The sequence below is a fragment of the Marseilla massiliensis genome (assembly GCF_016899855.1).
Classification (GTDB): Bacteria; Bacteroidota; Bacteroidia; order Bacteroidales; family Bacteroidaceae; genus Prevotella.
Genome location: NZ_JACJJG010000019.1, coordinates 1 through 26,532, shown reverse-complemented (window position 1 = coordinate 26,532; position 26,532 = coordinate 1). Strand labels below are relative to the sequence as shown.

Below are 26,532 nucleotides of genomic sequence, written 5' to 3'. Positions count from 1 at the left end.
CTTGTACTGCCTACACACGTTATTGTAACGTATGGTTATCAATGTAATCCTGCACAATCTCTTTATAGCTTTCGGATATCGGAATAAAGCTCTCACCGATAACAATACGTCCCCTGTCTATCATTTCAACCTTCGCCATATTTACGATAAACGATCTGTGAACACGCAAAAACTGTGGTTTAGGAAGATAATCCTCCATCTTTTTCATGTTCATCAATGACATAACGGGTTTCTTGCCAGCCGTGAAATATAGCTTAATATAGTCCTTGACCCCTTCAACATAAAGGATATCGTCATAATCAATACGGATAAGTTTATATTCGCTCTTTATATAAATAAACCCGTCACTGTTCATAGACTTCATCCGTTCATTGTCCTTGAACAGCTCCGCAACCTTGCTGACAGCAACTAAGAAGGTGTCATAGCTTATCGGTTTCAACAGATAATCGGCTGCATTTACCTTATATCCTTCTATGGCATAACGGTCAAAAGCTGTAGTGAAAATTATCTTCGTGTTTTTAGGCAGCAAATTGGCAAACTCCAATCCACTTAATTCCGGCATCTGAATGTCCAAAAAAAGAAGATCTACGGGATTATCCCTTAGCTCCTTCATTGCAGTTATGGCACTGTCGTACGTGCCGACAAGGTTTAGTTCTGGCGTCTTTTTTGCATAACTTGCCAATAATTCAGCAGCCAAAGGTTCGTCATCTATTATCGCACATTTGAGTATCATAAAGAACAATTTTAGAATAATACACTTCGTTTTTATCATCAGTACCACGTTCCCAGACATATTTTCCTGCATAAGCCATGTCCAGGCGTTTTGCTACTTGCTCCAATCCTATTCCATGACCACTCTTGTCTGAGTCGTTTTTAGGGAAATTTGAATTACGTATCTCACATTCAATTTTATTCTCATCGGCAATTATATTGATAGAGATGAAACTCGGACGGGTAGTTCCAACTCCATGCTTGAATGCGTTTTCAACAAGTGAAATAATTATAAGCGGGGCTATTCTTAACTCCTTGTCAGTCTTGATGGATACGTTGAAGTCTATTTTTACGTTCTTGTTTAAACGTATTTTCATCAATTCAACATAATTTCCAATGAATTCGGTCTCCTCCTTCAAACTAACGGAATTATTCCTTGCGCCATATAACATCTGCCTCAATAATGAGCTCAACGACAACACTGCCTTTTGAGCCTTGTCCTTGTCAAAGGATATAAGAGCATAAATGTTATTGAGGGTATTAAGCAGAAAATGTGGATTTATCTGGTTTCTGAGATTACTCAGTTCCGCCTCAGTTTTCTGTATCTCCATCTCTTTTCGTTCACTCTCCGCCGTCTGCCATCTTAATGCCAGGCGCACGGAAGTAGCCAAAGTTACAGACAGCAAGCACGGAAAAACATTCCTAACAAACGAAAGCAGCATAGCCATGCCTTCAGGCATTGGGTCATGAGGTGGCGGAGGATTCCATCCGGCCGCAAGTTCAAGCATACGACTTATATCCATAAGCCTGTCTGTACAAAACGCAAATAATAATATGCACAGAATATTTATACAAACATATACATTCCGACGCCCATTAACAAGATATTCAGGCACCAGCCACAAATAATTTATATAGAAAATGGCCGACAGAAACAATGGTAAGCATAGGCGTAAAAGGCACATTACGCCACTGTTTCTCATATGTTGAGGGCTGAAGATTATAGCAGGCGAAGCTACAAGAATCCAGCAGACAACATGAAAAGCTACGATATTGAAAGTCTTTTTTGTCATGGTTCTATTCATATCTTATGGCCTCTATCGGATCGAGCATTGCTGCTTTTTTTGCCGGATACCAGCCGAAAAACACTCCTGTGGCAGTACATACACAGAAACTAAGCAATACACTCCACGGCTGTATGTATACAGGCCATTTGGCAAAAATGTTCACTCCATAGGTTGCACCTATTCCAATGAGCACTCCGATTATACCTCCTGTAACGCTAAGAAGTATTGATTCTATCAAGAATTGGCTCAAAATATCTATTCCGCGCGCGCCAACACTCATGCGCAAGCCGATTTCACGTGTACGTTCCGTAACGCTTACATACATTATGTTCATTATTCCAATACCTCCGACCACCAAAGATATTCCGGCTATACATGCAAGGAGGATTGTCATCAAGTCAGTTGTAGAATTCATCATGCTTGCCAACTCTTCCTGTGAACGTATGTTGAAGTCATCTTCGTCACCTTCACTTTCAGCTGTAGCATCCTTGAGTTTATGTTGAGTCCTCAAAATTTGCGTTATTTCTTCCGTTGCCTTGTCCGTCAAATCCTCCGTTATCGCCGAGCAGTTTATGCTTTGCACGTATGTAATAGCAAGAATTCGTTTCATAACTGAAGTGTAAGGAGCAAGCACGAGGTCGTCTTGGTCCATTCCCATAGAATTATATCCCTTGCTTTTCAATACCCCGACGATTCGGAACGGAATTGTATTGAACCTGATAACCTTACCTACCGGGTCTGAGCCATCAGGAAAAAGATTATCAACAACGGTCTTTCCCACGACACATACTTTGGCACTTGCCTTGATATCCTCATCCGTAAACATCTCTCCGTCTTCAACCGAAAGTTGCCTGATGGTCAGATAATCAGTGTTGATACCATATATCGTTGACGGCGTGTTATTATTCCCGTTTATGAATTGTCCTGAACTATTCACAACAGGGCTTATCGCGCTGATATATTTACATTGGTCTTTCAGAGCCTCATAATCAGCAAGCTTAAGTGTTTCCATTGACGACGCATCCTGTCTCACGCCACCACGCATGTCCTGTCCAGGCATTATCATTATCATGTTTGACCCCATCTCGGAGATATGTTTCTGGATACTTTTCTTGCTGCCCTGCCCTATTGCAAGCATAGTTATCACTGAAGCAACGCCTATAATAATACCCAGCATGGTGAGAAACGAGCGCAACTTATTAGCCGCAATGGCTCTCAAAGCTATTTTGAAAAGATTTGTTATACTCATGTCTGTACCTTTTCAGCCTTCCTTTTTCATAGAATATACATTTTCAATCATCCCTCGACGGAGGTAACTCAGCCAACGACTTTGCAGCGGAAAGGATATTATCGTTCATTTCGTCGCTTCTGATTTTACCATCCCTCAGCACAATATTCCGACTTGAATAATTCGCGATGTCTGGATTATGAGTCACGAATATTATTGTACGTCCCTCTGCATGAAGTTTCTGGAATAGCACAAGAATCTCAAAAGAGGTCCTCGTGTCAAGATTTCCTGTAGCCTCATCAGCGAGCAAAACTGCAGGATTATTAACCAATGCACGCGCTATTGCCACACGCTGCATTTGTCCTCCAGACATCTGGTTTGACTTATGGTACAGTCTATCGCCCAACCCTACTGCCTCAAGCGCACGTATCGCACGTTCACGTCGTACCCTTGCGCTAATTCCAGGATTATACATCAGCGGCAATTCCACATTCTCTATGCTAGTAGTCTTCGGCAGAAGATTATAGTTCTGGAACACGAAGCCTATTTTCCGGTTGCGTAATACTGCACGCTCGGACTTTTTCATACGCCGCACTGATATCCCGTCAAGATAATACTCGCCGTTACTCGGAGTATCAAGACATCCCAACTGATTAAGCAAAGTTGACTTTCCTGAACCAGACTTGCCCATAATCGTAACAAATTCGCCTTCATGTATCTTGAACGAGACACCTCGCAATGCGTGCACGGTTTCGTCACCGACAATGAAATCACGATGGACATCCTGTAATTCTATAACGACTTTACGGTCCTCATTATTATTTGTAACCATGCTTTACTTCTTGTTTTTCTTATTTTGTCCAGGACCTTTAGGCGCAAACGGACTCGATTCCTGTTGGCTTTCCACCGGTTGTCCGCTTTCAATGTTTTTCCCTTGGTCTACCTTTATTTCTGTGACGACTTTGGTTCCTTTACTTATACCGCCAAGCACTTCGGTATTAATGCCATCACTGATGCCAACTTTAATTGCATGTGCCTCAAATACATTATTATTGAATGTCCACACTTTTTTCGCTCCTTTACAGTCCTTGATTGTCGCATCACCGATAAGCTCTTTAGTCGGAGTAAAGCGCAAAGCCTTGTTCGGCACACTTAAAACGCCGTTTTTGTCAAGAGTATATATGGTGACATTGGCCGTAAGACCGGGCTTCAATTTCAAGTCTTTGTTCTGTGCACTTATTACGACTTCATAAGTAACGACATTATCCTCTGTATTTCCTTCTTGACGTACTTGGGTAACAGTACCACTGAAGGTATCATCAGGGTATGCGTCAACAGTAAATGATACCCTCTCGCCTTCTTTAACATCACCTATATCAGCCTCGTCAACATCGGCAATAACCCTCATATTAGTCAAATCCTGAGCTATTGTAAACAATGTAGGAGTCTCAAAGCTGGCCGCAACGGTCTGTCCTTCCTCCACCTCACGCGATAGAACTACACCATCAATAGGCGAAGATATTGTTGCATAACCCAAATCCGTCTGTGCCTGTTGCAGGCTTTCACGATGTTCCTTTACTTGATCTTGCGCCTGCCTATATGACAACAACGCTGTTTCATACTCATCTGCACTAACAAGCCCTTTCTTATACAACGTTTCATAACGTTCATAATTCGCCTTTTGATACGTGAATTGACTTAGTGCGTTATTAAGGTTTGCTTTGGCAATATTAACTTGACTCTGGAGATTTGTCTTATCTAACTCAGCAATAACCTGTCCTTTTTTAACGACACTGTTGTAATCGACATAAATGTTTGCAACTATTCCGGAAACCTGCGTTCCGACGTCTACCGACGTTACCGGCTCAATAGTGCCGGTAGCCGTAACACTGTTTGAGATGTTTTCCTCCTTTACTTCAGCTGTATCGAATGATATTTCATGCTTTTCCTTTCCGCAAAACGCAAGGCAACAACATGCAATAATTACCGCTATCACGGCCGCACATACAACAAATTTCTTATTCATAACAATTCTTTATTATATCAGGTTCATTTCTTCTCCTCTATAGAAATTCAGCATCTGTAAGTAAAGTATAGCCATATATTTACTTTCAAGACGGCTCTGCTGGGCGTTGAGTAAAGTGGTCTTGGCATTTGTCAGCTCAACAATGTTCTTCAGTCCCAGCCTGAACTGTTCGCTCAACAGGTCATAACTGTCCTGCGCGCTATTTACGCTCACAACAGCAGACCTGAATCTCTGCTGGTTGGTAGTGGCATTTATCCAATATCCTTGAATTGTCAACGCAAGATTACTCTTGGCATCGTCAATCTCGTCTTTTGATTGCTGCAACTCAAGCTGTGCTTTATTTACAGATGTCTTTGCCGCCCGATTATCGAATATAGGTACGCTCAAAGTTACTCCTATAGAACCGTTAAAGTTTCCTTTCATCTGGCTTCCCCAAGCCATGTTAGTCCCGGTAACAGTGCTCGTGCCAATACCTCCGGTAAGGCGAACCGTAGGTTTATACCCGGCCTTTGCTATGTCTATGCCAAGTTCACTACAATCTATGTCAAGCAAGGCTTTCTTTATCTCGGGACGCTTCACTAAGGCATCCGCCAAGACTTCCTGTGATGACGGCACTATGGCAAGAGCCTGATCGTCCGTTGAAGACGGAACGGCTATATCGAAATCGGTATCATAATCCAACCTGAGCAGATATTTCATTTGCTGTTTATAGTCTTCAAGCTGGCCCTGCATGTTAACAAGATTATACTCATCTGTCGCGACCTGCGCCTCGAGCTGTGACAGATCAGCCTTAGACAACGAACCGACATTATACATTTCGGCTCCACGCTCTGCGTTTTGCCTGCTTATGTCAAGTATTTGGGCATTGACATTCACTGCTTCGGCAACATACAGCACCTGGATATACAACTGCAAGATTTGCTCCTGGATATCATTAATATTTTCTTCAAGCCCCAATTCCTGTTGCTGTCCTATTATTTCCTGTTGTTTTAATGTATTTCTGTTGGCATTACCGTCCCATACCGTCCAGCTGGCATTTAGTCCGTAATCCCCTGAATAACTGCCTTTGTCTTCAGTTCCGCCATCTCCGTCCACAAACGGACTATATCCTCCTTGATGCGTAGTAGAAAACGATAGTGTGGGAAACAGCTTTGCACGCGCCTCTTTGATATCTTCATTGGCTGACAGCACGGACAATCTACCTGTCTTAACACTAATATTATGCTCCAGGGCATAATCGATGCAGTCCTTTAACGTCCATTGTTTCGGAGTTGCGGCAAACAGATAATTTGCGGCAAACAACAAGGTACAAAATATTAAAATCTTCTCTTTTTCCATATTCTTGCATTGATTGCACTATGCAAAAGTAAAAAGAAAAAGAGTATAAATAAAACAAAATGGATATATGTCCGAAGTTAGTAGAGACTCACATCCATTTTGTCGATATTTTCAATAGTATGTTAAATTCATTTAACATTGCACATTCTGCAAGCAACCGTGATAAAAGCAAAACATCATGTTTTACTTCAATTCCTGAAGTCTTGCTATATATTTGCCAAGAATGTCAAACTCTATATTAACCTTTGTGCCTACAGTTATATCGCTGAAATTAGTGTGTTCAAACGTATAAGGTATTATTGCCACGGTAAAAGTATCGTCAGTCGGTTCGCAGACGGTAAGCGATACACCATTGACTGTCACGCTGCCTTTGTCAACAGTGAAATAACCACGGCGTGCCATCTCCTTGTCATAGTGATACTTGAACGTAAAATAAGTGCTGCCGTCAGCGTCTTTCATGCTGACACACTCGGCCGTCATATCCACATGTCCCTGCACGATATGCCCGTCAAGACGGCCGTTCATCATCATTGAACGCTCCACGTTGACCTTGTCGCCAGCCTTCAGCAAACCCAAGTTTGAGCGATCGAGAGTTTCCTTCATCGCAGTTACCGTATAGCATCCTTCACCAAGACGCACTACCGTGAGGCATACTCCGTTATGCGACACGCTCTGGTCTATCTTCAAATCACCGGCAAACGAACACTTTAGAGTGATATCTACATTGCCCTTGTACTTTTCTACCGCCGTAACGATGGCCGTCTCTTCAACAATTCCGGAAAACATGATACGTTTGTTTGTATTTTACATTAATAATATGGGCAGGAACTTGTCCTGCCCACTGTTATAAAAAAGACCGTACCAGTGATGTGATGAAAACTCCGAGCTATATAAGATTTGAGAGCTCTCCGCCTTTGTAATCCACCGGCTTTACAGCTATGCCTTACGGCAATGTGGCCCGCCATCAGCAAAAGAAGTCATCTCGGTTTTCGTTTTTTTATTGATGAGTATCCCGATCGAACTAATACGGCCTGTATATCTCTGTTTGTACTGCAAAGATAGGCATAAAATTGTTTCCCGCCAAATATTTCACCGTGAAATTAATAAATAAAAACATTATTACGTAACATATGCTACAATTGTACATTATGTCCTAAATAAGACTTCATAACAAAGGTTACAACATACCACCTATTTATATATAACAACATTACAGGCATGACAAAATGGCACAGTTGGTTCAATTCATAACACACTGATAATCAAAACCTTATAAAAGACCGTCAAAACGGTTGCCAAAGGCCGTCGTTTAGCCGTCGAAACGCCGTCTTTAGAGCTCCGGTTTGCCGTCTTTGGCAACGCTAAAGACGCACTATGACAATATGGCAAAAACATTGCCTGCTAACAACCGTACTTATAGCGCATGGCAATCAAGACGGCATGATATGCTTAACAACAATTAAACAATCTCTAAAATATAATGGGATATAGACCTATATTTCAAAAAATAAATGTAATTTTGCCATCAAAAACAACATAAAATGAAAAAAATCGGCTCAAAGAAATTTGTCATCCCGGCAGTGGCTTGCCTTGGCGTGATACTTTTCTTATGCTATTACTACTTTTTCACATCAATGATTGCCGATGGCGGAAACCGTGTTGTATACATCGACGAGGATGACAACATAGACTCGGTTTACGCCAAACTCGACACTATTGCGTCACATCACGCCATGTCGGGGTTCAAGACCTTGGTACGGCACAGCTCATACGAAGAGAACATCCGCACAGGACGATATGAGATAGAAGACGGCAACAGCGCCTTTACCGTATTCAGGAAACTTAAGAACGGACTGCAATCTTCCGTACGGCTAACCATTCCGAGCGTACGTACTGCCGACCGGCTGGCCGGTGCATTGGCGAAAAAACTTATGGCAGACAGCCTCAGCATATACAAAGCGCTTACCGACTCGACCACTTGCGCCAAGTATGGATACACACCCGAAACGATGTTGTGCATGTTCATTCCCAACACATACGAAGTGTATTGGAACACTCCTGTAGACAAGTTCCTCGACAAAATGGATGCTGAAAGCAAAAAGTTCTGGAATTTCGAACGGAAACAGAAAGCCGAGGCGATGGGCTTTACCGAAGAGGAAGTCATAACACTGGCAAGCATTGTTGATGAAGAAACAGCCAATGATGCCGAAAAACCGATGGTAGCCGGCATGTATTACAACCGCCTGAAAGCAAACATGCCACTCCAGGCAGATCCTACAATCAAGTTTGCCATGAAAGATTTTGACATTCGCCGTATATACCATAACATGTTGAATGTCAACAGTCCATATAACACCTACAAAAACACTGGCTTACCGCCAGGCCCTATAAGGATTCCGACTGTGGCAGGTATTGACGCGGTGCTTAACCATGTACACCATAACTATCTGTACATGTGCGCCAAAGAGGACTTCAGCGGCACGCATAATTTTGCCGAAACATACAGCGAGCACTTGGAAAATGCGGCAAAATACTCAGAAGCACTGAATAAAAGAGGTATAAAATAATGAAGGCCGAAAGATGTCCTGATAACCTCAACATACATTATAAATATGCAATAGGACACCAAAACAGCCCGATAATCATAACATTGAATAAATAAAACAAGAATATCCATGAGTATAATAGAGGAAAACATCAACGAAGAGAAAAAGAGCCTCAGCTTCGTAGAGCAGTTCGTTGAGAAAGATTTGGAAGAAGGTAAGAACGGCGGACGTATACAGACACGTTTCCCGCCGGAGCCCAACGGCTATCTGCATATTGGCCATGCCAAGGCTATCTGCATGGACTTCGGTGTAGCCGAGAACTATGGAGGAATCTGCAACCTGCGTTTTGACGACACCAACCCGAGCAAGGAAGATACCGAATATGTTGACTCCATACTCAACGATATCAAGTGGCTCGGTTTCCATTGGGCAAACGTGTATTACGCATCAGACTATTTCCAGCAACTTTGGGACTTTGCCGAATGGATGATAAAGCAAGGTATGGCATATATCGACGAACAGACAAGCGAAGAGATAGCGGAACAAAAAGGAACACCTACGCAACCCGGAACTCCGTCGCCTTACCGTGACCGTCCTGTTGAGGAAAATCTTGAACTCTTCCATAAGATGAACACTCCTGACGTAGAGGAAGGCTCCATGGTTCTACGCGCGAAGCTCGACATGGCCAACCCGAACATGCATTTCCGCGACCCGATAATGTACCGTATAATCCATACGCCTCATCATCGTACCGGAACGAAATGGCATGCATACCCAATGTATGACTTTGCACACGGACAAAGTGACTACTTCGAGGGGGTAACACACTCTATCTGTACTCTTGAGTTCGTGCCCCACCGTCCTCTGTACGACAAATTTATCGACGAGCTGAAAATATACAAGGGTGAAGGCGACAATCTAAACGATTTTCGCCCACGCCAGATTGAATTCAACCGACTCAATCTGACATATACTGTAATGAGCAAGCGCAAACTGCATGCGCTCGTTGACGAACATCAGGTAAACGGATGGGGCGATCCGCGTATGCCCACACTGTGCGGAATGCGCCGTCGCGGCTACTCTCCTGAAAGTATCAAGAACTTTATCCGGAGTATCGGTTACACCAAGTTTGACGCCCTTAACGATATGGCTCTGCTTGAAGCGGCCGTACGTGATGACCTAAACAAACGGGCAATCCGAGTGTCAGCCGTACTCAATCCGGTTAAACTCGTAATCACGAACTATCCTGACGGACAGACTGAAGATATGGAAGCTGTCAATAATCCGGAAAATGAAGCTGACGGTACACATAAGATTACATTCAGCAAGAACCTATGGATAGAACGTGAAGACTTCATGGAAGATGCGCCCAAAAAGTTTTTCAGAATGACTCCTGGACGCGAAGTACGTCTAAAGAATGCATATATTATAAAATGTACGGGCTGCACAAAGGACAAAAACGGCAACATAACAGAAATACAGGCAGAATATGACCCGATGAGCAAGAGCGGCATGGAAGGGGCGAACCGCAAAGTAAAAGGCACCCTCCACTGGGTAAGCGCCGATCATTGCAAGAAAGCTGAAATCAGGATTTACGACAGACTGTTCAATGTAGAGAACCCATCGGCTGATGAACGCGACTTCAGGGAACTGCTTAACCCAGACTCTCTTACGGTACTAAAGAACTGTTATGTAGAAAATTATGCAGCCGAAAAACAGCCAGGTGAATATCTGCAATTCCAACGAATAGGATATTTTATGGCAGACCTTGACTCGACAAGCGAACATCTTGTTTACAACAAGACCGTCGGCTTAAAAGATACATGGTCGAAAATAAACAAAGGATAAACTATAATGGCATACAACTCCGAAGATTATTTCCGTTCAAAGGATTTCAAGAATATCCTTAAACAATATGAGGAAGCAGAAAAGCATGACACTTACGCCATGCTTGACTCTGACGAACTTGTTGACGTTGCCGAATATTATTACAATAACGGCAACGCCCAACGAGCCTCTGAAATAATCGAAGAAGCTTTATCCATATACCCAGGAAGTGCTGCCCCCCTACTTTTCAAGGCAAGGCTTGAGCTCATAGAGCATAATAATGTCGAGCAGGCTGAATACTTCACGGAAATGATTGAAGACAAGTCTGACTTGGAATATTTCTATATGAAGGCTGAAATCCTGCTGGCCCAAGGGTTGGTAAAACAAGCGGATGCATATCTTGAAGAGCGCTATTCCGATGTTGACGATGAGGACAAGGATTTCTATGCGATTGACGTGGCTGCGCTTTTCATCGACTATGACTCCGTAAATGAAGCCGAAATGTGGCTGGCAAAGTCGGAGGATACGGAATCCGTTGAATATAAGGAACAAGCTGCAAGAATTTTCATGGAACGTGGAGACTATGAAAAGAGCAAGGAACTGTTTAACAACCTTATTGACAATGACCCGTTTTCAACTCAATATTGGAATTCACTTGCTTCGGCCCAATTCTTCAGCAACAATATTGAAGAGTCCATACAAAGCAGCGAATACTCAATAGCCATCAATCCGCAAAACGCCACCGCCCTGCTGAACAAGGCCAACGGGCTGTACAATCTTGGGAACTATACAGAAGCATTAAAGTATTACCTTCGCTATTCCGAACTATGCCCTACAGACGAAAACGGGGAAATGCTTATAGGTTTCTGTTATCTCCTTCTTGACAAGTTCGAAGAATCCACAATACATTTTGAAAAAGCCGAAAGGCTGTCAGCGCCTCAATCGCCTAATCTTGTGGACATATATAAGGACTGGGCATTTGCCCTTTGCCGCCTCAACAGGATTGACGAAAGCATGAAAATAATGGATAAGACAGACCATCTCTCATGCGATCACAACGAAATGCTTGTATACAGAGGCAATTTGCTGATAGGTAACGGACACTTCTTGGAGGCTAAAAAGTATTTCATGCAAGCCATGAAAGAGTCAGGCTATTCACCTAATATATTTACAAAAATAGCAATAACTGTTTTTGAAAGCGGTGATAACATTCTGGCCTACAAGATGTTCGGCATGCTCTTCAAAAGTAATAAAAACTGGCATGACGGCTATGCTTACTATGCAGCATGCTGCTATTCATTATGCAAATGGGACGAATTCCTGAATAATCTTGACAAAGCAGCAAGATATACGCCTCAAGACGCAAAACTTGTCTTAGGAAAACTGTTTCCCAAAAATATGGATCCTAAAGATTACTACCAATACATGTCGGACAAGATAAAGAATGAAGATAAGTAAGTTGGCTGCAACTTAACATCTTGAAATTTATAAAAACAAGGCCGCCAATACATGATTCCTGTCATTGGAAAGAATGTATTGGCGGCCTTAATGCGTATAAACTGATTCCGTTTATTTCTTTTTCAATCCCTTATAGACCAATATCGCGACGATAACAACAGCCAAAGCCAACAGTACATACCCTATTTCATGGCTATATTTCGTAGCTAAAAGATATACATCGTTAGTTGTCTTTAGATCCGTAAACCGGTAAATAGAATAACCTATCAACGCCAAAACAGAATTCCAGATGCCAGCACCAAGGGTCGTATAAAGCAGGAAATGATCCATGCGCATACGTGCCAAACCTGCCGGAATACTTATCAATTGGCGTACAGCCGGTATTAACCTGCCGAAGAATGTTGAGGCCGCTCCATGGTCACGGAAGAATTGCTCTGCATGTTCCACGCTTTTACGGTCAATCAGGCACATGTGTCCTATACGGCTATCGGCGAACTTATATATAATCGGTCGCCCCAACCAACGTGCGAGATAGTAATTAAACAACGCACCAACATTAGCACCGAGTGTAGCAAACACTACGACAAGAACGATGTTCATACTTCCGTCGGCCATCGCTTTCCAAGCTGCTGGCGGCACTACTACTTCTGACGGAAACGGTATGAAAGAACTCTCAATGGCCATAAAAATGGTTACGACCCAATAATCAAGGTTCTCCAACACCCATCTGAATAATTCTGCTGAATTCATCTAATTATAAAATTTTTGTGCAAAGTTACTTACTTATTACGTAATTAACGAATAAATAGCCGAATAATGCCGATGATACATGCTCGAAACACTTAATGACGGCAATGCGACATCAGAAATTCTGCAATTCGTCATATATGCGCTGTACAGGCAATCCCATTACATTAAAATAGCTTCCACGGATTGATGTAACGCCAACATAACCTATCCATTCCTGGATTCCATAAGCTCCAGCTTTATCTAAAGGCTTGTATTTCTCAACATAATAGTCTATCTCAACATCCGAAAGGGTCTTGAACGTGACTTCTGTCACCACGGAGAAACTCCTCTGTTTATCTGCCGTGCTAAGGCATACCCCCGTAACAACACGGTGGGTCCGCCCGCTCAACATACGCAACATATCCTTTGCCTCGTCCAATGTCCTCGGCTTACCAAGAACTTTGTCGCCAAGCACTACTACAGTATCGGCGGTAATTACAAGATTGTCACCGTTCAACCCGCTTCTATAAGCCTCTGCTTTTTCCTTTGCAATGTACTCAGCTATTTCATCAACAGGCAAATCTGGAGGATAGCACTCACTAACGCCTGACAAAACCCGAATCTCAAAATCTAAATCCAGGCCAGCAAGCAACTCCTTGCGACGTGGACTGTTACTGCTTAAAATGAGATGATACTCTTTTTTCATTTTAAAATTATTCTTTATATCCTCACCCTTAACAAGCTATGGTTTAAAAACAATTACATTTATCTGCCTGTTTGTATATATTCAAACAGAATCACATGCTGATTCAAACTAAATCATAAGCATTTAAACATACAATTCTTTCAAATCCAAACGACAGCCTTTTACGTCGTAATTTACGGTCTTTTATTAAGCTAAAGGCCATGTTTTGTTTCATGAAAAAACGCATTTTATAAACAGTTTACCTGCACATTACCATCCAAAAGCCTTGGAATCGTTAAGCCACTTGTCTTGTGAACGAAGCACTTGCTCTATAATATCACGCCCGAAACCATAGCCCCCGGCATGCCTGCTGATATACTTACTTATTGACTTAATGTCCGGACATGCGTCGGAAGGGCAACATGGACAACCGCAACGACACATAACCTCATAGTCAGGAATGTCGTCACCGGCATAAATAACCTCGTCATCTTTCAGGCCGTAACGTTTGATAAACTCATCATAAGTCTTTATTTTCACGGAACATCCCATGAATATATCCTCAACACCGAGATGTTCGTAACGCAAGCGCACACTTTCAGTTGTGCCTCCGGTCATTATCGCGATTCTTAGTCCTTGTTTTTGGGCAAACTGTATAGCATATCCATCCTTGATATTAACAGTACGCATTGGCTCGCCTGACGGATGCAACGGTATAGTTTCAGCGCTTAGGACACCGTCGACATCAAAAATAACGGCCCTGATTTTACTCAAATCATAATTTATCATGTCCTATTCTCCCTCACTTTTATACGTATGATGAATACTTACGCTCATATATTCATAAATTTGTTTGATGAGCGGATTGTTCCTCAACATGTCCGACTGCATCCTGATAACATTCTGGTCGTACCTTATTGCCGGACCTGTTTGCGCCTCTTTGGGCGACATCACATGTACCTTGCGCGCTGTCTCGTCAATCAAAGGCAGCATTACATCAAACGGGATATCATGCTTTGCCAATATATCAGATGATATGGAATAGCAATGATTAACAAAATTACAAGCAAAAACAGCCGCAAGATGTAAGTGTTTCCGTGCTTCGGAGTTTAGCAGATATACCTTTGACGATATACTGCCTGCAAGGCTGTTCACTGTCTCGAAGGCAAAATCATCATTTCCTTCAACAAAGCATGGTATTTCATTAAAATTCAATAATTTACTCTTCGAGAATGTCTGCATTGGATACAGTACGCCAAAATGCAAGGCCATTCCCTCAAACAGGCTCATCGGTACACTTCCCGCAGTATGTAAGAACACCTTTTCTTCACGCCCCCTGCATAGTTTCGGGACGATATCCGCAATGACGTTATCCCTTACAGACACGATGTAAACGTCCGCATCGTTACTAATCGAACCAAAATCCGTAACAGGAGAGCCGCCCAACAATCCCGCCAAAGCAGAGGCCGAACGAAGGGTCCTACTGTAAACTTGCAAAATATCATTGCCGGAATCAAGCAGAGCCTTGCCTAAATTAGTTGCAAGATTACCGGCGCCTATCATAACAATCTTCATTATCAATATTTATTTATATGTACGTTTTCCCATTTCAACGTATCCTCATCACGTAAAGAACAAGCATTTCCCTTTTGACCAAACCCGATAACACATAATACCTTCATCTCAGCCGGTATCTCCAGAATTCCATGAATAACGTCATCGGCAGACGTACCGTCTGACAGGCTGCGCCCTCTCATTTGCGCCCAACAAGAACCGAGTCCAAGGTCTTCAGCCTGCAACTGCATGGAATAAGCGGCAATTGAGCCATCCTCAATCCAGCAGTCATTATCCGCAGGATTGCCTAATACAACAACAGCAAATGCCGACTGGCGTAAAAACTGAGCCCCGGTTTCTTTTGAGTCCGCAAGTTTGTCAAGCAGGATACCGTCATCGACTACTACAAACTCCCATAATTGACGGTTACGTGAGGAGGGAGACATCAAGGCTGCGCGTAATATCAACTGGACATTGTCCGCACTTATATCACCTTCGGCAAATTTTCTGCAACTCCGTCGTTTCTGAATCAAGTTAATGAAATCTCCCATTATATCCCGAATTTTATCAAAGCTTATAATTTAACCGCAAAGGTATATATTTATAATTCAATTTGTGGAACACTTATTGTTTTTTAGAAAAGATTTATTATTTTTGCGCTATGAACGAAACTAAAGTTGTCATAATATCTAAAAGCGAAGAACTACCGCCAATGCAGTGCCGCAACTTCTTCCATAGTGAAGAACTGTTCCGGGTCATGGAAAACACTCATGGACAAAAACCATACATGGCGATAGCTTATGACGGTAACGACATTGTTGCCCACATGCTTGTGATGTTACGTCGACGCGGGTCGTTACTTCCTCCGTACCTCTTTACTCAAGGCCGTGTTTATGGTGAAGGGGAATATAAACCGGGATACGACAAAGAAAACATTTTCGGGCTAATGCTCAAGGAAACTATAAAAAAACTACGGCGCAACTTATGCCTGTATATAGAATTCAGCGATTTAAGCTCAAAAATGTTCGGTTACCGTCTGTTCAGGAACAATGGTTTCTTTCCTGTACATTGGATGGAAATACATAACTCGTTGCACAGTATGAGTCCGACAAGACGTCTTACACCGAAGATGAAAAAATACATAACCAACTCACGGCGATACGGTATAACAGCAGGCATCTCGAAGTCAAAAGAAGATTTCTACGCATTCTTTAGAATCCTGAAAAATTATATAACACTAAAAATAAGGCGTTACATCCCTGATTCAAAACTATTTACCGAATTAATCAAAAGCAACAACTGCAACTTTTTCACCACCCGTTATAAAGGTGAGGTTACCGGCGGTTGCCTATGCGTGTATTCAGACGACAATTGTTATCTGTGGTATCTCGCTACAAAACATAAATTACACAGAAAGCAAGCAAACGCCGCCACTGTATGGGCTGCGATAAAACACGCTCACCAACAACATTACAGACATATATACTTCATGGACGTAGGGTTGCCATTTAAGAAAAATAAATTTCGTGAATTCATACTTGGATTCGGTGGCAAACCAGTCGGTACATACCGATGGTTCAGGTGCTCAATAAAATGGATCAACGACTTTCTGTCATGGTGTTATAGGGAGTAAATGACTGATTTATTACAATAATCACGATTATCCTTCGTTATATACCAAATGACAAGAATACGCTATAACATCATTATAATAATGCTGCTTTTATGCTTTACAGGTATAAAAGCACAGACATTTACGCTCCAAGGAAGGGTCACTGACAGCGAAATGAATCCGGTTGAACTCGCAACCGTAGCAGTTGTCCAACAAGGAAAAATGACGATGACCAACCTTAAAGGTGAATTTTCAATGAAACTACAATCAAGCGACAGTATTGTAGTAAGATTCTCCATGGTTGGCTACAAGACAAAGACCCGCGTTCTACGACGGCCTAAAGGTAAACAGACCCTGCTTATACAGTTGTATGATGATAATCAACTCGCAGGAGTAACTGTTACGGAAGAAAAACGACAAATGGGAAGCACACAGAAACTGGACACAAAAGACATGAAAAACGCTCCAAGTGTAACAGGAAATGCCGTAGAGGAAATGATACAGTCACAAGCCGGAGTGTCCACTCACAGCGAGCTCTCATCACAATATAATGTACGTGGCGGCAGCTTCGACGAGAACAGCGTATATATTAACAATGTAGAAATATACCGTCCGTTCCTTGTACGTAGCGGCCAACAAGAAGGTTTATCCATAATCAACCCTGATATGGTCGAGTCTGTTGGTTTCTCGACTGGTGGTTTTGAAGCAAAATATGGAGACAAAATGTCTTCAGTACTTGACATAAAATACAAAAGACCTAAAAAATTTGAGGCTAACGTATCTGCCAGTTTGTTAGGTGCAAGTGCTTATATTGGCTTCAGCACAAAAAAAATTTCATGGAGTAACGGAATAAGATATAAAACAAACAAATACCTTTTAGGAACACTTGAAACAAAAGGCGAATACCAACCGAACTTCCTTGACTATCAAACTTACCTTACATACGAGCCGAGTGACCGATGGTCAATAGAACTGTTGGGCGATATTTCCGAGAATCATTATAACTTCTACCCGGAAGACAGGGAGACAAGGTTCGGTACAATGGAAAACGTAAAATCATTCAGGGTATACTTTGACGGACAGGAAAAAGATATATTCCGTACATATTTCGGTTCACTGAGCATAACGAGAAAATTCGGAAAAAATACAAAATTATCGCTCAGCGCAGCAGCATTCCACACAAATGAGCAGGAAAAATACGACATACAAGGACAATATTGGCTGACACAGACAGAAACGAGCGAAAACCTTGGAGTAGGAACTTACATGGAGCATGCCCGCAACTACCTTGAAGCAACGGTCAAAAGCGCGAAACTCACATTTAACCATAAAACAAAAAAACACGACATCGAAGCCGGGTTAACATACAAAATTGAAAGTATAAAGGAAAACAGCAAGGAATATGAAATGCGTGACTCAAGTGGTTACAGCATACCACATACCGGTGAAGACCTTTATATGATATATTCGCTTAACGCACGCAACAGCCTGGATGCCAACCGCATTGAAGCATATGCGCAAGATACATGGCGCTTCACCAGCCGTGGCGGACATACTTTCTTCACTCTGAACTACGGAATAAGGTTCAGCCATTGGAACTTCAATAAAGAAAGCATAATAAGTCCGAGAGTATCACTTGGAATCATACCTGCGTTCAACCACGACGTAACATTACGATTTGCCACTGGCATATACTATCAGGCGCCATTCTTTAAAGAACTTCGTGATACAACAACGGTCAACGGAATAACATATGCAACACTTAATCGTGACATAAAGAGCCAACGCTCAATACATTTCATTGCTGGATTCGACTATCGTTTCAAGATGAAAAATAGACCTTACAAATTTACGGCTGAAGCGTATTACAAGGCATTGTCTAATATCATACCATACACCGTGGACAACTTAAAAATAGTATATGATGCCAGCCAGCAGTGTAGTGGCCATGCCATGGGATTGGACTTAAAGTTGTACGGAGAGTTCGTACCTGGCACCGACTCGTGGGTCAGTCTGTCATTAATGAATACAAGAATAAACATAAACGGCAAAAGCATACCTATGCCTACCGACCAAAGATATGCTTTAAACCTGTTTTTTACGGACTATTTCCCGGGAACTACCCGCTGGCGGATGTCACTGAGACTGGCCTATGCCGACGGACTGCCGTTCGGAGCGCCCCACCGCAGCCTTGACACTATGCCGTTTAGAGCTCCGGCATACAAACGTGCGGATATAGGAATGAGTTACCGCCTGTTCGATAATGACAAACGAGAACGCAAGTCTATATTCAAAAACATCTGGCTTGGTGTTGATTGCCTGAACCTTTTGGGCATTAACAACGTAAACTCATATTATTGGGTAACCGACGTGACAAACCAGCAATATGCCGTACCTAACTATCTTACTGGCAGACAAATCAATGTAAGGGCTTCTTTCGAGTTCTGACACAACGGCACGTAACAAAGTTTTTTGAACGCACATAAATGCTTCTGCTGACAAGTCACAACAACACATATAATACATTAAAACCAAACAAATTACGAAAGGCCGTTTTTTGCATCACAAAAGACGGCCTTTTGGCTGATGACTGACGTCTTTTTATTTGTCAAAAGACCATCTATCGCATGACATTGGCACATTTAGTTTTGATATATTCACATTCAAAACATATTTTCTCCATTTCAAACGAATGTAAAATTATATCTATTTCCCACTAAGAGCCGTTAACGATGACATTTTTAGTGTTAAAAGAGGACAAATATGATGGACAAAATGACTGATTAACATTTTTTGCTTCTAAATTTGCAGACATGAAAATCAAAATGAAAGTATCAATCAAAAATAACATAAATGAAAATGAAAAAGTTATCTAACTATTTTGTATCTGCGATATGCATTATCGCAATCGCATTTTCAGCAGGAGCTTTCATTAAGGTGAACGCAAACACCAATAACGTGAACAGCATGCCAGGGCAACCGGTCGACCTGACATATGCCGCTGAAAAGGCTCTGCCTGCCGTAGTACACATCAGGTATCTGCAAAACAGCAAAATACAGACTGTGGAAATGCAGTCTGACCCATTCGGAGACTTCTTCGACCCATTTGGTTTCTTTGGCAATCCTGGAGGAACAACAAAGCGTAAAGTACAAACCCCTAAACGCGAAGGTGCCGGCTCCGGAGTAATAATATCGGCAGATGGCTACATCGTGACAAACAACCACGTTGTAGAGGGTGCAGATGAACTTACGGTAACTTTAAACGACAACCGTGAATTCTCGGCACGTATCGTAGGTACCGATAAAACGACGGATCTCGCCCTGATAAAGGTTGACGCTAAAGATCTTCCCACCCTGCCAATCGGCGACAGCAACAAATTGAAAGTCGGTGAATGGGTTTTAGCCGTAGGCAATCCATTCAATCTTAACTCAACCGTTACTGCTGGTATTGTAAGCGCCAAAGCACGTACGATTGGCGCAAACGGAGTTGAATCGTTCATCCAGACAGATGCAGCCATTAACGCTGGAAATTCCGGCGGCGCACTTGTTAACACGCAAGGTGAACTTGTTGGAATAAACGCCATGCTGGTGTCACCGACACAAAGCTACACTGGTTATGGTTTCGCCATACCGACCACCATCATGAATAAAGTGGTAGCAGATCTCAAACAGTACGGAACCGTGCAAAGAGCCATGATCGGAATACAAGGCATCAACGCCAACGACTATTATGACAAAATGAAAGAAGAAGGTAAAGAAGTTGACCTTGGCACAATGGAAGGAATATATATTGACAACGTTGAAGACGGAAGCGCTGGCGCCGAAGCCGGTCTGCAAAAAGGCGATGTCATAACTGCTGTTGACGGCAAGAAACTCAAGAAAATGGCCGAACTACAGGAGTATCTGGCAAACAAACGCCCTGGCGACAAGATTACAATAACATACTTACGCAACAAAAAGAGCAAAACCGCAACCCTTACCCTTAAAAACCAACAGGGCAATACAGATGTCGTAAAGCATGCCGACCTTGACGTTCTCGGTGGGAACTTCCGTGAAATCAACGACTCGGAAAAGAGACAGCTCAACATAAACAATGGACTTGTAGTGATGAGAATCAACAACGGAGCCCTTAAGGACGCCGGAATTAATAAAGGATTCATCATCCAGAAAGTAAACGACATACCAATGACAACCATCTCTGACCTGCAAAAGGCTGTAAGAGAAGCTTCGACCAGCAAGGAGCCGGTACTTTACATACAAGGCATTTATCCTACAGGCAAAAAAGCTTACTTCGCAGTACCTCTGCAAAATGACTGATAAACACTAAATAACAAACTGATCCTCATCCGTCTTCAAGTTATTAAAATTGACGGATGAGGATTTTTTATTTTATCAAATCGATAAATATTTTTTGAAAATAAAAAGATAGAAAATATTTGCTATTTAAATGGAAAATCATTATTTTTGCAAATACTTTAAATTTATACGCAATGAGACAACTGAAAATCACAAAATCAATAACCAACCGAGAGAGTGACTCGTTGGACAAATACCTGCAAGAAATAGGCCATGAGGAGCTTATCAGTGTAGAAGAAGAGGTTGAGTTGGCTCAGCGTATAAAACAAGGCGACCGCAAGGCGCTTGAAAAATTGACAAAAGCCAATTTAAGATTTGTTGTCTCCGTAGCGAAGCAATATCAAAATCAAGGCCTTAGCTTGCCTGACCTGATTAACGAGGGTAACGTTGGCTTGATAAAAGCTGCCGAAAAATTTGACGAGACAAGGGGCTTCAAGTTTATATCATATGCCGTATGGTGGATACGCCAAAGCATACTTCAGGCCATCGCCGAGCAAAGCCGTATAGTACGCCTGCCATTGAATCAGGTCGGCTCAGTAAATAAAATCAATCGTGTACTCAATAAGTTTGAGCAGGAACACGAACGTCGTCCAAGCATTGACGAAATCGCCGACAACGTGGATATACCGCAAGACAAGATTGAAGAAGCGATGAAGGTAAGCAGCCGACATGTGTCCGTAGACGCACCGTTTGCAGATGGCGAGGATAATAGTCTTCTTGATGTACTACCGAACAATGACTCACCAATGGCAGACAAAAAGCTCGTACTGGAATCATTGCGTGAAGAAATAAATCGGGCTTTACAAACCCTGAATGAACGAGAACGTAATATTATAGAAGCATTTTTCGGTATTAACCAGCCAGAAATGACACTCGAAGAGATCGGCGACAAATATGGATTGACACGTGAACGTGTACGTCAAATCAAGGAAAAGGCGATAAGACGCTTACGCCACAGTACTAAAAACAAGTTATTAAAGTCATACCTTGGACAATAGGTATAAACGATAGAATTAAGGATAATAATCAAATTTGTAAGAATGAAATCATACAAGAATCTCATAATGGCCGTTGCCGTTATGATAATATGTGGCTGGACAATTAATGCTTCAGCAAAATTAAAGTGTGTACCAAAACTTTATGCTTTCGGGTTTGCAGCGTCATTCAACGACTCAACTGTTTATTTTACAGATATTCAAGAAATTGACAGTGCCTGGATTAATGACAAAAACGATTTTCTTGTAAGCCGTGACAACTATTCATACCAACTGAAAAACTATTTCACCAGTTTAGGTCTTGAACATCGAACATGCGTTATCAGTTTTGCTCTTAAACGCAAGGACATAGAAAAGAAATACCAAAAAATGAAAAATAAATACGTCAAGGCTGGCAATTACGACATAAAAAGCGTTAGCACTAACGATTTTCATTTCACAGCAATAAAACCCGACAATTACGAAATAGAGGCTGCACAATAGTATCGCATGCCACAACAACAATTCATTTAATTAGATATTGTCAAAGTATCATATTGCAAATCATAACAAGATGTCGTCTTTCTTACTTAGAAGACGACATCTTTGCGTAAACGAGGATGAAAATGAATTTCCATTCATTGAATGATTTTAAAACGTATCCTGAACGAATGTGTTATTTCATCCCAATTAGTTCCAAGCATCTCGAAACGTCCAATCTGTGACGTTGAACGTACATGCTTACCAATACAAGGACAGACGTCATAATCGCCGATATGTACCAAACGTATCGTTTCAGATGCATCATCTGGCAATTTATCCAATGAAACGTCTGCTGGCACGTTGTCTTTATTAACAAACTCGAACGTAACAGGTAAATCCTCCGCAATAAGTTCATTCATTCTACGTTCTATCTCTTTTTCCTCCTTGCGGTCTGGCTTATGGTCAAGAATATAGCTAATTTTACTTTTCTTACGTTCGATGTGAGCATTTTTCGACCTCTCACAACCAAACATCCTTATCATAGTTTGGTTTAACAGATGTTCTGCAGTATGTGCTGGAGGGAACTCTTCCTTGTTATGCGAATTTAAAATGAACTTATCTTCCATCACAAACCTCAATTATTTTCAATATAAAATTTATATGCAACACCATCATAAGCCTTGATTTTAACTTTAACTAAATCATCAGCCTTTAGGTCAAAACACTCAGGTTCATCATCTGAAAATATGTTATATGCCCTGACAACGGTTTCAGGCATATCAAGATAATCAAACGCGTGACGGGGCAAACGTATTCCACATTCGACATCCTTGTCAGAAAAATTGACGACAACCAATATAACTTCGTTATCAGCCTTGCGCAAGAACGCATATTGATGATATGTGTCAAATGCGTAATTTTCTTCATTCGCGTACATTAAATCGAAAAAAGCCCCAAAACGGATCGCTTTTTCAGTTTTAGCCAAATTCAATATACGCGAATACCTTTCCTCTATATATTTATCCCCTAGCGTCAGCTTTCTTCTATTTACATAACCTTTATATAAAGCGGGAACCGTCCAGTAATCGAAAATTGTAGTGCGTCCGTCACAACCACTAAAACCTTCCTTGTCCATTCCACGCTCGCCATATTCCTGACCGGCATAAAGCATAAAAGGATTTCTATTCATCAAGGAACTAACAATCAAGGCTGGTATTCCTTTACGTGCATCTCCTGCAAGAAAATCACTTGCGAGACGAACTTCATCATGATTCTCAAGAAAATAAAGCATGTGTCCGCTTATGTCGTCAACATTTTGCCATTGCCATGTTATGGCTTTAGCCGGACATGCACCTCTCATTATTCCACACAAACAGTCATACATACCCACTTTATCATACAGATAATCGAAACCACTTGAAACAAAGCTTCGGTACAAAGACGGATTGTATACCTCCCCAATAAATAACAACTCTGGATATTTGGACTTTACCTTTTCAATTACCCATGACCAAAATTCAGTAGGAACCATCTCCGCCATATCACAACGGAAACCATCAACCCCCTTTCCGGCCCAAAACATAAGAATATCAAGCATCTTTAGCCATGTATCCGGAATTGGGTCAAAATGAGATGAACGCCCACCTGCATCACAATAGTCTATACCATAATTAAGTTTTACTGTCTCATACCAGTCGTTCATCCCCGGATGATTGTCAAAATGATCATTACCCGTAGCTTTGGAAGGGTATTCATAATATGGTATCCCTTCATTATCATTCAAGTCGAAATAAGGCTCAAACTGCGTGTTCACACAATAATAAAAATTATTTTTCGGTGAGAATCCCATATTTTTGTCATCATTCTCCCCTAAATCGACAACTCCTACAGGTTTACTTATCGACTTATATTGCCTTGCCACATGATTTGGAACAAAGTCCATAATGACTTTCAGACCGGCTTTATGCGTACGTTCTACTAGCGACTCGAATTCACCCATTCTGTTATTAACGTCGTCGGCCAAATCTGGATCAACATCATAATAATCCACAATGGCATACGGAGAGCCGGCATTACCCTTTACTACGGCCGGATGTTGCTTCGGTATTCCAAATCTCGAATAATCCGTCTTCGAAGCATGCCTTATCACACCAGTGTACCAAACGTGTGTCACGCCTAATTTTTTTATTCTTCGAAGAACTGTACCGTCAAAGAAACCAAACTTTCCACAACCGTTTTCAGCCAAGGTTCCATTCTCTTTACAATTACACATACGGTTTCCCAACAGACGTGTAAAGACTTGATATATTATTATTTTGTCATTTTCCATGGTCCATATTTATCAAACAAAAAGAGTAAGCAGGAATGATTGCCACATGTCTCTGCTTACTCTTTTGTAGTTATTAATTTAACAATTAGTTCAAGCAATTCCGTGAGCGGCTACATTCTTGTCTATACGGGCAATCATGCCTTGCAAAGCTTTGCCAGGTCCGCATTCTGTAAAGTCATCTGCACCGTCAGCAATCATTGACTGTACACATGATGTCCACTTTACCGAGCTTGTAAGTTGGGCAATCAAGTTTGCCTTTATTTCTGCCGGATCCGTATGCGGCTTGCCGTCAACGTTCTGGTAAACTGGGCATTTAGGAGTGTTGAACTCCGTCTTTTCTATCGCAGCCTGAAGCTCATCCTTTGCCGGCTGCATAAGTGGAGAGTGGAACGCGCCACCTACCTTCAGTGGTAAAGCACGCTTTGCGCCTGCAGCTTTCAGCTTCTCGCATGCTTCGTTGATAGCCTCTATATTACCGCTAATAACAAGCTGGCCAGGGCAGTTGAAATTTGCGGGCACACATACATGTCCTTCCTTATTGATCCCAGCACATATCTCCTCTACCTTTTCGTCCGGCAAGCCGATAATGGCGGCCATTGTCGAAGGAGCAGCGTCACATGCCTTCTGCATTGCCATAGCACGGGCATAAACCAGTTTCAAGCCATCCTCAAAACTCAACGCACCGGCAGCTACGAGCGCAGAAAATTCGCCAAGAGAGTGGCCTGCAACCATCGAGGGCGCAAAATCATCTCCCATGCACAACGCACTTATAACGCTGTGGAGGAATACGGCCGGCTGGGTAACCTTTGTCTGCTTGAGTTCCTCGTCCGTTCCGTTGAACATGATATCGGTAATGTTGTAACCAAGAATATCGTTGGCCTTGTCAAAAAGTTCCTTTGCTAAAGGATTGTTGTCATACAGGTCTTTGCCCATACCGACAAATTGTGCTCCCTGTCCGGGAAAAACAAATGCTTTCATCTTTTATAAAAAGTTTACTATTAGTTATTTAGCCTGCAAATTTAGCAATTTTTCTTAATACATGCAAGTAATAACATATTTATAAATAAATATGAGCTGGTACGACAGTCACCGATACACACAAAGAGAGCCGTCCTAACGGTGTGTTTAAGCGGCCTTTACGTTTACTGCGGACGGCCCAAGCATGTCTGCGCATACACGAAAGATTGGCATACCACTTATTCATGAAATATGCGACATTACGTAAAACGGCATGTTTGGGCTTGCAACAGACGGTCTTTCATGTTGTAAAAGGCCATCAATTATAAGGTAAAAGACCGTATTTTGGGAAACGACTTGTTTACGACTGTCTTTTCCTGAAATAGGTTGACAGTTTTTGTTTAAATAAACTACATTATTTTACACACTCTGGATAGAGGTACTGGAATAGTTGACATCGCATCGGGAAATGTGCTGCTTTACTTTACATTCCCGGTCTTTGTCAGGCTGCCCCGCGGGGCCGCCTGACAAAATCGCAGCAAAGATACTATCTTCCATTGTCATTTCCTCCATGCCCCACCGTTTTTTTTCTTTTCCACAGCCGTTTTTGTTCGCCGCTCCCGGCGTGCGCCGTCTCCGGGGTGTTGTTGCC

At 42.0% G+C, this 26,532-nt stretch carries 21 protein-coding genes and 1 pseudogene; 8 read left to right on the top strand and 14 right to left on the bottom strand.

Annotation, left to right across the window (positions count from 1 at the left end; all coding sequences use genetic code 11):
* Window positions 1-19: 19 nt before the first annotated feature.
* From H6A34_RS05645 to H6A34_RS05615, 7 genes are all read right to left on the bottom strand, one after another.
* Window positions 20-733: a LytR/AlgR family response regulator transcription factor gene (locus H6A34_RS05645; RefSeq protein WP_021947420.1), complete on the bottom strand. Its 714-nt coding sequence runs from the start codon at window positions 731-733 to the stop codon at window positions 20-22.
* Window positions 705-1,499, bottom strand: coding sequence for a sensor histidine kinase (locus H6A34_RS05640; protein WP_205104028.1), 795 nt, complete (start codon window positions 1,497-1,499; stop codon window positions 705-707). Before H6A34_RS05640 ends, H6A34_RS05645 begins: the two co-directional genes overlap by 29 nt.
* Window positions 1,500-1,788: 289 nt before the next feature.
* Entirely contained in the window at window positions 1,789-3,027 is a 1,239-nt protein-coding gene (locus tag H6A34_RS05635; protein WP_205104026.1) for an ABC transporter permease, read from the bottom strand.
* A 43-nt stretch (window positions 3,028-3,070) separates the two neighbouring features.
* Window positions 3,071-3,838 (bottom strand): ABC transporter ATP-binding protein, encoded by a 768-nt coding sequence (locus H6A34_RS05630; RefSeq protein ID WP_205104024.1) that lies wholly within the window; start codon window positions 3,836-3,838, stop codon window positions 3,071-3,073.
* A gap of 3 nt (window positions 3,839-3,841) precedes the next feature.
* The gene (locus H6A34_RS05625) at window positions 3,842-5,032 is read right to left on the bottom strand and encodes an efflux RND transporter periplasmic adaptor subunit (RefSeq protein ID WP_205104023.1); all 1,191 of its coding nucleotides are present in this window, start codon (window positions 5,030-5,032) and stop codon (window positions 3,842-3,844) included.
* Window positions 5,033-5,044: 12 nt separating this feature from the next.
* Window positions 5,045-6,370, bottom strand: coding sequence for a TolC family protein (locus H6A34_RS05620; protein WP_205104021.1), 1,326 nt, complete (start codon window positions 6,368-6,370; stop codon window positions 5,045-5,047).
* Between the two features lie 183 nt (window positions 6,371-6,553).
* Complete coding sequence (locus H6A34_RS05615) at window positions 6,554-7,156, bottom strand: riboflavin synthase (RefSeq protein WP_021947413.1); 603 nt, start codon at window positions 7,154-7,156, stop codon at window positions 6,554-6,556.
* 755 nt (window positions 7,157-7,911) lie between these two features.
* On the opposite strand from H6A34_RS05615, the gene mltG reads away from it, so the two are divergent.
* The 3 genes from mltG to H6A34_RS05600 all read left to right on the top strand — a co-directional run bounded on the left by mltG (window position 7,912) and on the right by H6A34_RS05600 (window position 12,201).
* Window positions 7,912-8,937, top strand: a complete 1,026-nt coding sequence (mltG, locus tag H6A34_RS05610) for an endolytic transglycosylase MltG (protein ID WP_205104020.1) — start codon at window positions 7,912-7,914, stop codon at window positions 8,935-8,937.
* 108 nt (window positions 8,938-9,045) lie between these two features.
* Window positions 9,046-10,764: a glutamine--tRNA ligase/YqeY domain fusion protein gene (locus H6A34_RS05605; protein WP_205104019.1), complete on the top strand. Its 1,719-nt coding sequence runs from the start codon at window positions 9,046-9,048 to the stop codon at window positions 10,762-10,764.
* Window positions 10,765-10,770: 6 nt separating this feature from the next.
* On the top strand, window positions 10,771-12,201 hold the full coding sequence (locus H6A34_RS05600; protein WP_205104018.1) for a tetratricopeptide repeat protein: 1,431 nt from the start codon (window positions 10,771-10,773) through the stop codon (window positions 12,199-12,201).
* 111 nt (window positions 12,202-12,312) lie between these two features.
* Here H6A34_RS05600 and H6A34_RS05595 read toward each other — a convergent pair whose 3' ends face one another.
* The 5 genes from H6A34_RS05595 to H6A34_RS05575 all read right to left on the bottom strand — a co-directional run bounded on the left by H6A34_RS05595 (window position 12,313) and on the right by H6A34_RS05575 (window position 15,720).
* A complete protein-coding gene (locus H6A34_RS05595) occupies window positions 12,313-12,951 on the bottom strand; it encodes a DedA family protein (RefSeq protein ID WP_021948200.1) in 639 nt (212 codons plus the stop codon).
* A gap of 112 nt (window positions 12,952-13,063) precedes the next feature.
* Window positions 13,064-13,636 carry a Maf-like protein gene (locus H6A34_RS05590; RefSeq protein WP_205104017.1) on the bottom strand — a complete coding sequence of 191 codons (573 nt, stop codon included), beginning with the start codon at window positions 13,634-13,636 and terminating at the stop codon, window positions 13,064-13,066.
* A gap of 249 nt (window positions 13,637-13,885) precedes the next feature.
* Window positions 13,886-14,404 (bottom strand): KdsC family phosphatase, encoded by a 519-nt coding sequence (locus H6A34_RS05585; protein ID WP_205104015.1) that lies wholly within the window; start codon window positions 14,402-14,404, stop codon window positions 13,886-13,888.
* A 3-nt stretch (window positions 14,405-14,407) separates the two neighbouring features.
* Window positions 14,408-15,190, bottom strand: coding sequence for a Rossmann-like and DUF2520 domain-containing protein (locus H6A34_RS05580; protein WP_205104013.1), 783 nt, complete (start codon window positions 15,188-15,190; stop codon window positions 14,408-14,410).
* 2 nt (window positions 15,191-15,192) lie between these two features.
* A complete protein-coding gene (locus H6A34_RS05575) occupies window positions 15,193-15,720 on the bottom strand; it encodes a nitroreductase family protein (RefSeq protein WP_021948204.1) in 528 nt (175 codons plus the stop codon).
* 110 nt (window positions 15,721-15,830) lie between these two features.
* Between H6A34_RS05575 and H6A34_RS05570 the strand changes: the two genes are divergently transcribed.
* The 5 genes from H6A34_RS05570 (at window position 15,831) to H6A34_RS05550 (ending at window position 22,615) form a co-directional block, all read left to right on the top strand.
* Window positions 15,831-16,802 (top strand): GNAT family N-acetyltransferase, encoded by a 972-nt coding sequence (locus H6A34_RS05570; protein ID WP_021948205.1) that lies wholly within the window; start codon window positions 15,831-15,833, stop codon window positions 16,800-16,802.
* 48 nt (window positions 16,803-16,850) lie between these two features.
* Entirely contained in the window at window positions 16,851-19,229 is a 2,379-nt protein-coding gene (locus H6A34_RS05565; RefSeq protein WP_205104011.1) for a TonB-dependent receptor, read from the top strand.
* 411 nt (window positions 19,230-19,640) lie between these two features.
* Window positions 19,641-21,098 carry a Do family serine endopeptidase gene (locus tag H6A34_RS05560; RefSeq protein ID WP_021948207.1) on the top strand — a complete coding sequence of 486 codons (1,458 nt, stop codon included), beginning with the start codon at window positions 19,641-19,643 and terminating at the stop codon, window positions 21,096-21,098.
* Between the two features lie 173 nt (window positions 21,099-21,271).
* Complete coding sequence (locus H6A34_RS05555; protein ID WP_205104009.1) at window positions 21,272-22,135, top strand: sigma-70 family RNA polymerase sigma factor; 864 nt, start codon at window positions 21,272-21,274, stop codon at window positions 22,133-22,135.
* A gap of 42 nt (window positions 22,136-22,177) precedes the next feature.
* On the top strand, window positions 22,178-22,615 hold the full coding sequence (locus tag H6A34_RS05550; protein WP_021948209.1) for a hypothetical protein: 438 nt from the start codon (window positions 22,178-22,180) through the stop codon (window positions 22,613-22,615).
* 134 nt (window positions 22,616-22,749) lie between these two features.
* On the opposite strand, the pseudogene H6A34_RS05545 reads toward H6A34_RS05550, so the two are convergent.
* Together H6A34_RS05545 and fabD are read right to left on the bottom strand one after the other, a co-directional pair.
* Window positions 22,750-24,923 (bottom strand): annotated as a pseudogene (locus H6A34_RS05545) (alpha-amylase family glycosyl hydrolase).
* Window positions 24,924-25,013: 90 nt separating this feature from the next.
* Window positions 25,014-25,901 (bottom strand): ACP S-malonyltransferase, encoded by an 888-nt coding sequence (gene fabD / locus H6A34_RS05540; RefSeq protein ID WP_205104007.1) that lies wholly within the window; start codon window positions 25,899-25,901, stop codon window positions 25,014-25,016.
* Between the last annotated feature and the right edge of the window lie 631 nt (window positions 25,902-26,532).

Excerpts from the sequence above, each read along its gene's own strand:
- H6A34_RS05550 (WP_021948209.1), top strand. The coding sequence starts at position 22,178 with ATGAAATCATACAAGAATCTCATAATGGCCGTTGCCGTTATGATAATA.
- H6A34_RS05590 (WP_205104017.1), bottom strand. The coding sequence starts at position 13,636 with ATGAAAAAAGAGTATCATCTCATTTTAAGCAGTAACAGTCCACGTCGC.
- H6A34_RS05560 (WP_021948207.1), top strand. The coding sequence starts at position 19,641 with ATGAAAAAGTTATCTAACTATTTTGTATCTGCGATATGCATTATCGCA.
- H6A34_RS05575 (WP_021948204.1), bottom strand. The coding sequence starts at position 15,720 with ATGGGAGATTTCATTAACTTGATTCAGAAACGACGGAGTTGCAGAAAA.
- H6A34_RS05570 (WP_021948205.1), top strand. The coding sequence starts at position 15,831 with ATGAACGAAACTAAAGTTGTCATAATATCTAAAAGCGAAGAACTACCG.
- fabD (WP_205104007.1), bottom strand. The coding sequence starts at position 25,901 with ATGAAAGCATTTGTTTTTCCCGGACAGGGAGCACAATTTGTCGGTATG.
- mltG (WP_205104020.1), top strand. The coding sequence starts at position 7,912 with ATGAAAAAAATCGGCTCAAAGAAATTTGTCATCCCGGCAGTGGCTTGC.
- H6A34_RS05600 (WP_205104018.1), top strand. The coding sequence starts at position 10,771 with ATGGCATACAACTCCGAAGATTATTTCCGTTCAAAGGATTTCAAGAAT.
- H6A34_RS05580 (WP_205104013.1), bottom strand. The coding sequence starts at position 15,190 with ATGAAGATTGTTATGATAGGCGCCGGTAATCTTGCAACTAATTTAGGC.
- H6A34_RS05640 (WP_205104028.1), bottom strand. The coding sequence starts at position 1,499 with ATGCTTGAACTTGCGGCCGGATGGAATCCTCCGCCACCTCATGACCCA.
- H6A34_RS05635 (WP_205104026.1), bottom strand. The coding sequence starts at position 3,027 with ATGAGTATAACAAATCTTTTCAAAATAGCTTTGAGAGCCATTGCGGCT.
- H6A34_RS05565 (WP_205104011.1), top strand. The coding sequence starts at position 16,851 with ATGACAAGAATACGCTATAACATCATTATAATAATGCTGCTTTTATGC.
- H6A34_RS05585 (WP_205104015.1), bottom strand. The coding sequence starts at position 14,404 with ATGATAAATTATGATTTGAGTAAAATCAGGGCCGTTATTTTTGATGTC.
- H6A34_RS05625 (WP_205104023.1), bottom strand. The coding sequence starts at position 5,032 with ATGAATAAGAAATTTGTTGTATGTGCGGCCGTGATAGCGGTAATTATT.
- H6A34_RS05605 (WP_205104019.1), top strand. The coding sequence starts at position 9,046 with ATGAGTATAATAGAGGAAAACATCAACGAAGAGAAAAAGAGCCTCAGC.
- H6A34_RS05595 (WP_021948200.1), bottom strand. The coding sequence starts at position 12,951 with ATGAATTCAGCAGAATTATTCAGATGGGTGTTGGAGAACCTTGATTAT.
- H6A34_RS05645 (WP_021947420.1), bottom strand. The coding sequence starts at position 733 with ATGATACTCAAATGTGCGATAATAGATGACGAACCTTTGGCTGCTGAA.
- H6A34_RS05620 (WP_205104021.1), bottom strand. The coding sequence starts at position 6,370 with ATGGAAAAAGAGAAGATTTTAATATTTTGTACCTTGTTGTTTGCCGCA.
- H6A34_RS05615 (WP_021947413.1), bottom strand. The coding sequence starts at position 7,156 with ATGTTTTCCGGAATTGTTGAAGAGACGGCCATCGTTACGGCGGTAGAA.
- H6A34_RS05555 (WP_205104009.1), top strand. The coding sequence starts at position 21,272 with ATGAGACAACTGAAAATCACAAAATCAATAACCAACCGAGAGAGTGAC.
- H6A34_RS05630 (WP_205104024.1), bottom strand. The coding sequence starts at position 3,838 with ATGGTTACAAATAATAATGAGGACCGTAAAGTCGTTATAGAATTACAG.